The sequence below is a fragment of the Albidovulum salinarum genome (assembly GCF_025673475.1).
Classification (GTDB): Bacteria; Pseudomonadota; Alphaproteobacteria; order Rhodobacterales; family Rhodobacteraceae; genus Albidovulum; species Albidovulum salinarum.
In genome coordinates this window covers 20155-27395 of sequence record NZ_JAOVQO010000029.1, presented here as the reverse complement: position 1 = coordinate 27395, position 7241 = coordinate 20155, and the positions used below count along the sequence as shown (strand labels likewise).

At 68.8% G+C, this 7241-nt stretch carries 6 protein-coding genes; 3 read left to right on the top strand and 3 right to left on the bottom strand.

Annotated elements, in window-relative coordinates:
• A partial coding sequence (locus OEZ60_RS20785; protein ID WP_263340530.1) for a 3-keto-5-aminohexanoate cleavage protein occupies positions 1 to 120 on the bottom strand: 120 nt, incomplete at its 3' end.
• Between OEZ60_RS20785 and OEZ60_RS20780 the strand changes: the two genes are divergently transcribed.
• Entirely contained in the window at positions 107 to 373 is a 267-nt protein-coding gene (locus OEZ60_RS20780; RefSeq protein WP_263340521.1) for a hypothetical protein, read from the top strand. The two genes, OEZ60_RS20785 and OEZ60_RS20780, sit on opposite strands and share 14 nt — an antisense overlap.
• 194 nt (positions 374 to 567) lie before the next feature.
• On the top strand, positions 568 to 2628 hold the full coding sequence (locus OEZ60_RS20775) for a glycosyltransferase family 39 protein (protein WP_263340519.1): 2061 nt from the start codon (positions 568 to 570) through the stop codon (positions 2626 to 2628).
• Positions 2629 to 2641: 13 nt separating this feature from the next.
• On the opposite strand, the gene OEZ60_RS20770 is transcribed toward OEZ60_RS20775, so the two are convergent.
• Positions 2642 to 3394 carry a cytochrome c biogenesis CcdA family protein gene (locus tag OEZ60_RS20770; protein ID WP_263340517.1) on the bottom strand — a complete coding sequence of 251 codons (753 nt, stop codon included), beginning with the start codon at positions 3392 to 3394 and terminating at the stop codon, positions 2642 to 2644.
• Positions 3395 to 3603: 209 nt separating this feature from the next.
• On the opposite strand from OEZ60_RS20770, the gene OEZ60_RS20765 reads away from it, so the two are divergent.
• On the top strand, positions 3604 to 3879 hold the full coding sequence (locus OEZ60_RS20765; protein ID WP_263340515.1) for a hypothetical protein: 276 nt from the start codon (positions 3604 to 3606) through the stop codon (positions 3877 to 3879).
• 97 nt (positions 3880 to 3976) lie between these two features.
• On the opposite strand, the gene OEZ60_RS20760 is transcribed toward OEZ60_RS20765, so the two are convergent.
• Positions 3977 to 6802: an Rne/Rng family ribonuclease gene (locus OEZ60_RS20760; RefSeq protein ID WP_263340512.1), complete on the bottom strand. Its 2826-nt coding sequence runs from the start codon at positions 6800 to 6802 to the stop codon at positions 3977 to 3979.
• Positions 6803 to 7241 lie beyond the last annotated feature (439 nt).

The following is a 7241-nucleotide window of genomic DNA, read 5'->3' as shown; positions in this document are numbered from 1 at the left end:
GATCGCCGATTTCGCGATCTCGGCGGGCGAGCGCGGCACATGCGGGCTGCGGTCCTGGGTGCCGCCCGATCCGGTCACGGCACAGGTGATGAAAACGTCGCGGTTCATGGAAAGCGGCATCGGAATCCTCCCTGATTGCAGCGACTATAGCCGCGCCTTCGGTGATCAATTTACGAATAGCGAAAATGAATTATCCCGTTACGAAATCACTTGGCGACACATCGACGGTCAGACACAGCGCCGAACCCACCGCGTCGCTGTTCGCGATCCACCCACAATGACGTCTTTGCAGGATCATTTCCATTTCTTCGGATACAAAGCTCCGGCCCGGCATGGAAATCCGGAGTGCCTCATCGAAGTTGAGCTACTGTGAGGGGGCTCGGCGCCGCTCCTCGGGAACTGTGCGCGGGCCGGTTCATTTATGCTTTGGACGCGGCACGAAAGATTAAGTCACATGCGGATAGTCACCGTCGCATCGCCCTGTATCGACGAGACCGAATGCGCGGAACCCCGGCGTCCCGCGGCGCGCGCGATCCGCATGCGCGGCCAACTCGCGGTATCCGGGCCATGAAGGCGATGCCGGTCGAGCCAAACCTTCGGGCCGGCCTCGCGGCGCTGGCCGGCGCGGCGGCGCTGCTCTGGGCGGCGCTCGCCCTGCCCTCGCCGCTGGCCGGGATCGCGCTCGACCCGATTGACCGCTGGGCACTCTCGGTGCTGGCGCTGGCACTCGCGGCGCTCGGCTACGCGATGCGCTGCGGAGCAACGCGGTTCGGCGTGCTGGCCTTCGTCTTCCTGACCGGCAGCGGGGCGCAGCTCTACATGACCGAGGCGCTGTGGTTCCCGACGCTGCATTTGAAGCCGCAGAACGGCCGCGAATGGCTGATGGTCGCGGTGATCGCACTTGAGGCAGCGGTCGCGCTCCGGGCGCTCCGCCGGGCCCGGCCGGGGTGGGTCCTGGCGGAAGCCCGGCGGCGGCTCGGCACGGCACGGATCGCGGTCTATTTCGCGGCGAGCTTCATGCTCGGCGTGCCGCTCCTGATCTATGTCTGGCGCGGGGCCTACGGCGCCTATCTCGCCCATGTCGCGGTGACGGGCGCGCTGATGGTGCTGCATCTCGCGGTGCTGATCGCGATGAGCCAGGTCCGCAGCCCGATCCGCGGCGTCCACCGCGTCTCGCCGATCGTGCCCGCGACCTTCGCGGTTCTCGCGAGCCTGCTTCTCGCGCAGTTCGCCTTCGAGCACATCCCCCATGACGAGGACGAGGTCGCCTATATCTTCCAGGCGCGCACCCTGGCCGGCGGCGCGCTGACCGCGCCGGCCCCTCCCGAGGCGGCACAGGCGGGGCTGGAGGCCCATCTCTTCGAGATTAGCGACGGGCGCTGGTATGCCGCCGCGATGCCGGGCTGGCCGGCGGCGCTGGCGCTCGGGCTGGTGAGCGGGTTGCCCTGGCTCGTCAACCCGATCCTGGCCGGGATCTCGGTGCTCCTTGCCTATGACATCGCCCGGCGCAAGGTGGGGCAGGAGCAGGCCGATCTCGTGGCGGCGATGATGGCGTCCTCGCCCTGGCTGCTGGCGGCGGCGGGAACGCTGATGCCGCATACGCTGACGCTGGCGCTGATGCTCTTCGCCTGGTGGATGGTGCTGCGCGGCGGGTCGGACCGGACCGGCCTCCGGCGGCTCGCGGTCGCGGGCCTCGCGATCGGCTGGATCGTGGCGACGCGGCCGCTCGACGGGATGGTGATCGGAGCGGCGACCGGGCTCTGGATCCTCGCCGGGCCGGGCGGGTCGGCGCGGCGCGTGATGGCTTTCGGGGCGGGCCTTCTCGTCGTGGTGGGACTGCTTCTCGCCTACAACGCCGCGCTCACCGGATCGGCGCTGACGACACCGTTCGGCGCCTATATCGACCGGCACTGGGCGCCGGGTGCGGATGCCTACGGGTTCGGCGCCGATATCGGGGCGCCGGGCGGCCGGGAGGTGATCGACCTCTGGCCCGGCCATTCGCCGACGGAGGCCGCGGTCAACGTGCTCACGATGGCGGCGAGCCTGCAGTTCGACATGCTCGGCTGGTCTATCGGATCGCTGTCGCTCGTCATTGCCTTCCTGCTCTGGCAGCGGCCCCTGCGCCAGTTCGACGCGGCGATGATCGCGGTCGTCATCGCGGTCGTCGCGGCGCTGGCGCTCTACTGGTTCGCCGACAGCTACTACCTTGGCCCGCGCTACTGGTTCCTCGCGTCCTTTCCGCTGCTCTATCTCTCGGCGCGCGGCTACGAAGCACTCAGGACCCGGTTTCCGGGCCGGAACGAGGAAGGCTTGGTCCGCATCGACTCGATCCTCGGCCTGTGCTGCATCTTCGGCCTTGCGGTGTTCACGCCCTGGCGCGGGGTCGAGAAATACCATCGCTATGGCGGGTACGATCCGCAGCTGCGCGACCTCGCGGCGACGGGTCTCTTCGACGGTCAGGTGGTGATCGTCGCCGGGGGCCATCAGGCCGGGTCGGCTTTGTTTCTCAACGATCCCTGGCTTGACGGGTCGGCGCCAGTCTTCCTGCAAGATACCGGCGATCTCGACACCGAGGCGCTCGCGGCGGCGTTTCCGGGGCGCAAGGTGGTGCGGTTCGTGGCCGAGTGACCGGCCGGGCGGGTCAGCCGAGGAGCGCCAGCGAGGGGAAGGTCTCAAGCAGCCAGTAGGAGAACTGGCTGAAGCCGCCGGTCAGCATGAGAAGGCCGATGGTCCAGAGGAGAAGGCCCATGATCCGCTCGATCCGGTCCATGTTGCGCTTGAGGAAGGCCATGGTGCCCCGGAGGCGGGGAAAGAAGGCGGCGACGAGCAGGAACGGGATGCCGAGCCCGATCGCGTAGACGGCGAGGAGCCCGGTGCCGCGCAGCATCGAACCGTCCTGGGCGGCGAGCGCAAGGATCATGCCGAGCTGCGGGCCGATGCAGGGGGTCCAGCCGAAGGCGAAGGCGAGGCCGAGCACATAGGCGCCGAAGGCCGAGCCGCCGCGGTCGCCGCCCGAGAACCGCGCCTCGCGGTCGAGGAACGGGATCCGGAAGATGCCGAGGAAATGCGCGCCGAAGACCATCACCACCGCGCCCGCGAGCATGGCGAATCCGTCCTGGTTCTGCAGGAAAAACTGGCCGAAGGCCGAGGCGGTGAAGCCGAGGAACAGGAATACCGTCGAGAGCCCGAGCACGAAGAACGCCGCCGCGACGAGCATCGGCCGCCGCCGCGCCTCGTCGTGGTTCATCTCGCTCATGGTGATTCCGCCGATGTAGGCGAGATAGGGCGGCACGATCGGTAGCACGCAGGGGCTCAGGAACGAGAGAACCCCCGCGAAGAGCGCGATCAGCGCGGCGAGCACGAAGCCCGCGTCCATGATGCCGGTTTCCAACATGGTCCCAGCCTTATCGCAAGCTTCGGGCGCCGTCACGGGGCCATTGCGTCACGGGCTCTCACAAGGTTGTGGAGGGCGCACGGTGTACCGCGCCGCAGGCTGTCCCGGCCCGGCACCGGGTCTGATCGTCGTCAAAAGGCCGCGCGGCGCGCCATGCGAAGATGATCTGGTCCATGAATGAGGCATGGACGTAAAGGGAGGAGGGTCTCATGAACAAACTGGCAGTGGCTTGTGCCGCCGCGCTATTCGGGACGGCGGCAACGGCGCAGGATTCCGCGCAGTTCACCTACGAGATGTTCGAGACCGCGGTGGGGCATGTGAACCTGGCCGAGTGTCCGGCGGCGCTCGCCGGAGAAGGCCGCTTCTGCCGCGTGACCATGCACAACGACGCCTTTCACGTCTTCGCCTTCTCCGAGGCCGGAGAGCAGCCGATGGTCGGGCTGAAGACCTGGTTCGAAGACGAGTTGGAGGTGGTATTCAAGTAGGCGATCGCGCCGGCGGGCGATCAAGGGCCCGCGCAAGGATGGCTCTGTCAGAAATGAAGAAGCCGGGTCGATGGACCCGGCTTCCATTGTCGTCCGCTCAGCGGCCGAGCGACCACCAGCCGCGGCGCTTGGGCTTGCTGTCGTCGTCCTCCGCGGCGCTCGCCTCGGCCATTTGCGGGTCGGGCTGGATCGGCGCTTGGGGTTCGGCGGCCGCGGGGCTCGGCGCCGGGACCGGCTGGGACGCGGCCACGGGTTCGGGCTGCTGCGCGACTTCGGGCTCGGCTACGACGGGCGCGGCGGCCGGTGCTTCCTCGGGCATCGCGTCCACGGCCAGTGCTTTCTCGGCCGGTGCAGCGTCGGCCGGTGCGGCCACGGCCGCCTCCGCATCCGCTTCGGGCGTGGCTGCGACGGGCGCGGCGGCCGGCTTGCGGGCACGGGGCTTGCGGGTCTTCGCAGGGGCGGCCTTGGCGCCTTCCTCGGCACCCGCCTCGGCCTCGGTCTCGGCCGGTTTCGCCTTGGCACGCGAGCGACGCGGCTTGGGCTTCTCCGCCGGTGCCTCGGCCACAACCTCGGCGACGGCCTCGGTCTCGGCCTCGGGAGCAGACGCTTCGGCGGTCTCGGCGGAAGCGGCTTCAGATGCCGGAGCGGCCTCCTCGGCCGCCTTCGCCTTGCCGCGACCACGGCGGGCCTTGGGCTTCTTGGCCGGTTCCTCGGTGGCCGGCTCGGCCTCCGCAGCCTCCACGGCGTCCTCCGCCGCGGTCTCGTCGGCTTCCGCCTCCGCCTCGGCGCCGGTCTCGGGCGCGGCCGTGGCCTCGCCGTTGCCACCCTTCCGCCGCCGCCGCCGGCGGCGCTTCTTCTTGCGCGAGGGCTCGCCCTCGGCCCCGGCGGCAGGCGCCGCTTCGGCCGCGGCCTCGGACGCTTCCTCGACCTCGTCGGCCTCGTCCACCTCCTCGACGATCTCCTCGTCTTCCTCTTCGAGGTCTGCCATCCGCAGCGCGTCGACCGAGACGACCGGGGTCGTCGGTTCGGGCACGAAGCGGGTCGCGGTCTTGAACTTCTCGATCGAGAAATCGGGGCTGACCATCGCCGGGTCGGCCTCGATCCGGATCGCCATGCCGTAGCGCGCCTCGATCTGGGCCAGATGCTCGCGCTTCTGGTTGATGAGGAAGTTCACCACCGCGACCGGGGCCTTCAGGAGCACTTCCTTAGAGCGCTTGCGCGTCCCCTCCTCCTCGAGCTGGCGCAGGATCTGCAGCGCGAGGCTGTCATCGGAGCGGATGATGCCGGTGCCGTGGCAATGGTGGCAGGGCGCGGTCGTGGCCTCGAGCATGCCCGGACGGAGCCGCTGGCGGCTCATCTCCAGAAGCCCGAAGCCGGAGATGCGGCCGACCTGGATGCGGGCGCGGTCGGTCTTGAGCTTTTCCTTCAGGCGCTTCTCGACGGCGGCGTTGTTGCGCCGCTCCTCCATGTCGATGAAGTCGATGACGATGAGACCGGCGAGGTCGCGCAGACGCAGCTGGCGCGCGACTTCCTCGGCCGCCTCAAGGTTGGTCTTGAGCGCGGTCTCCTCGATCGAGCCTTCCTTGGTCGCCCGGCCCGAGTTGACGTCGATGGCGACGAGCGCCTCGGTCACGCCGATGACGATGTAGCCGCCCGACTTGAGCTGCACCGTCGGGTTGAACATCGCCGCGAGGTAGCTTTCGACTTGATAGCGGGCGAAGAGCGGCAGGCCCTCGTGGTAGTGCTTCACGTTCTTGGCGTGGGACGGCATGATCATCTTCATGAAGTCCTTGGCCGCGCGGTAGCCCTCGGCGCCCTCGACGAGCACCTCGTCGATGTCCTTGTTGTAGAGGTCGCGGATCGTGCGCTTGATGAGGTCGCCTTCCTCGTAGATCGGCGCCGGGGCGATCGACTTGAGCGTGAGCTCGCGGATCTGCTCCCAGAGCCGCATCAGGTATTCGTAGTCGCGCTTGATCTCGGCCTTGGTGCGCTGGCTGCCGGCGGTGCGGATGATCAGGCCCGCGCCTTCCGGCACTTCCATCTCGCCCGCGATCTCCTTCAGCTTCTTGCGGTCCGCGGCATTGGTGATCTTGCGGGAGATGCCGCCGCCGCGGGCGGTGTTCGGCATCAGGACGCAGTACCGGCCGGCAAGTGAGAGATAGGTGGTGAGCGCCGCGCCCTTGTTGCCGCGCTCCTCCTTGACGACCTGGACCAGCATGATCTGCCGGACCTTGACCACTTCCTGGATCTTGTAGCGGCGCGGCCGGGGCTTGCGCGGCTGGCGGATCTCCTCGGTCACGTCCTCGTCGGCGACCGACTCGATCTCGTCGTCGGTCTCGGAGGCGTGGTCGGCGGCGACATAGGGCTCCTCGCGCGGGGCTTCGGCGGAGGGTTCCTCCACCGGCTCCTCGGCAGGGGCGTCGGTGGCCTCGTCCGTCGCGGCAGCGGTCTCGACGTCGACCGCGGCTTCGGCCCGGTCGTCGTTCTCGGCCTCGTCATCCTCGCCGAGGTCGACGACCGTCATGCCGGGGATCTCGTCGCTGGTCACGACGGCATCGTCCTGCCGGCTCTTCTCGGCGCGGGGCTTGCCGCGGCGGCGCGAGCGGGTGTTCTCCTCGGCATCAAGCGCCTCGGCATAGGCGCGCTCCTCCTCGAGGAGCGCCTGCCGGTCGGCGACCGGGATCTGGTAGTAGTCGGGATGGATCTCCGAGAACGCCAGGAAGCCGTGGCGGTTGCCGCCGTAATCGACGAAGGCCGCCTGCAGCGAGGGTTCGACCCGCGTGACCTTGGCTAGATAGATGTTGCCGGCGAGCTGGCGCTTGTTGACGGTCTCGAAGTCGAACTCCTCGACCTTGTTTCCGTCGACCACCACGACGCGGGTCTCTTCCGCGTGGGTGGCATCGATGAGCATTTTCTTGGCCATGAAATCTTTCCGAACGCGGTTGGCGGCCGGCCCCCCGGGGGGCCGGCGCGCAAGCCGCGTTCAATTGCTTGGGCGAGTGACGGCGTGAGAACAGATGCGGGGGCGGCCGACGGCCTGCCCGGGTTCTGCTGCTCTGACCTCACGCGTTTCATCGCGGTTCTGTCCCGGACGCCTTGCGGCGTCCAACTCGGGCCCCGGCCCTGTCGGGGCTGCGGGGCGAATGTGCGGCCTTGCGGCCTATCGGCCTGCCGGTCCCGCGCTTGCGGCATGAGTGCCAAAGCGCGCGGATCGCCAGTGAATCTGATGGGCCGGACCGGGTCGCGAACGACCGGTCCCGGCATTGGCCGACATTAGCGGCGAAGTCCGGTCGAACACAATGGCGAATTTCGCCCCCGGCGCGGCCGAGGACGCGCGCCGTCGCGCCCTGCCCCGCGCAGGA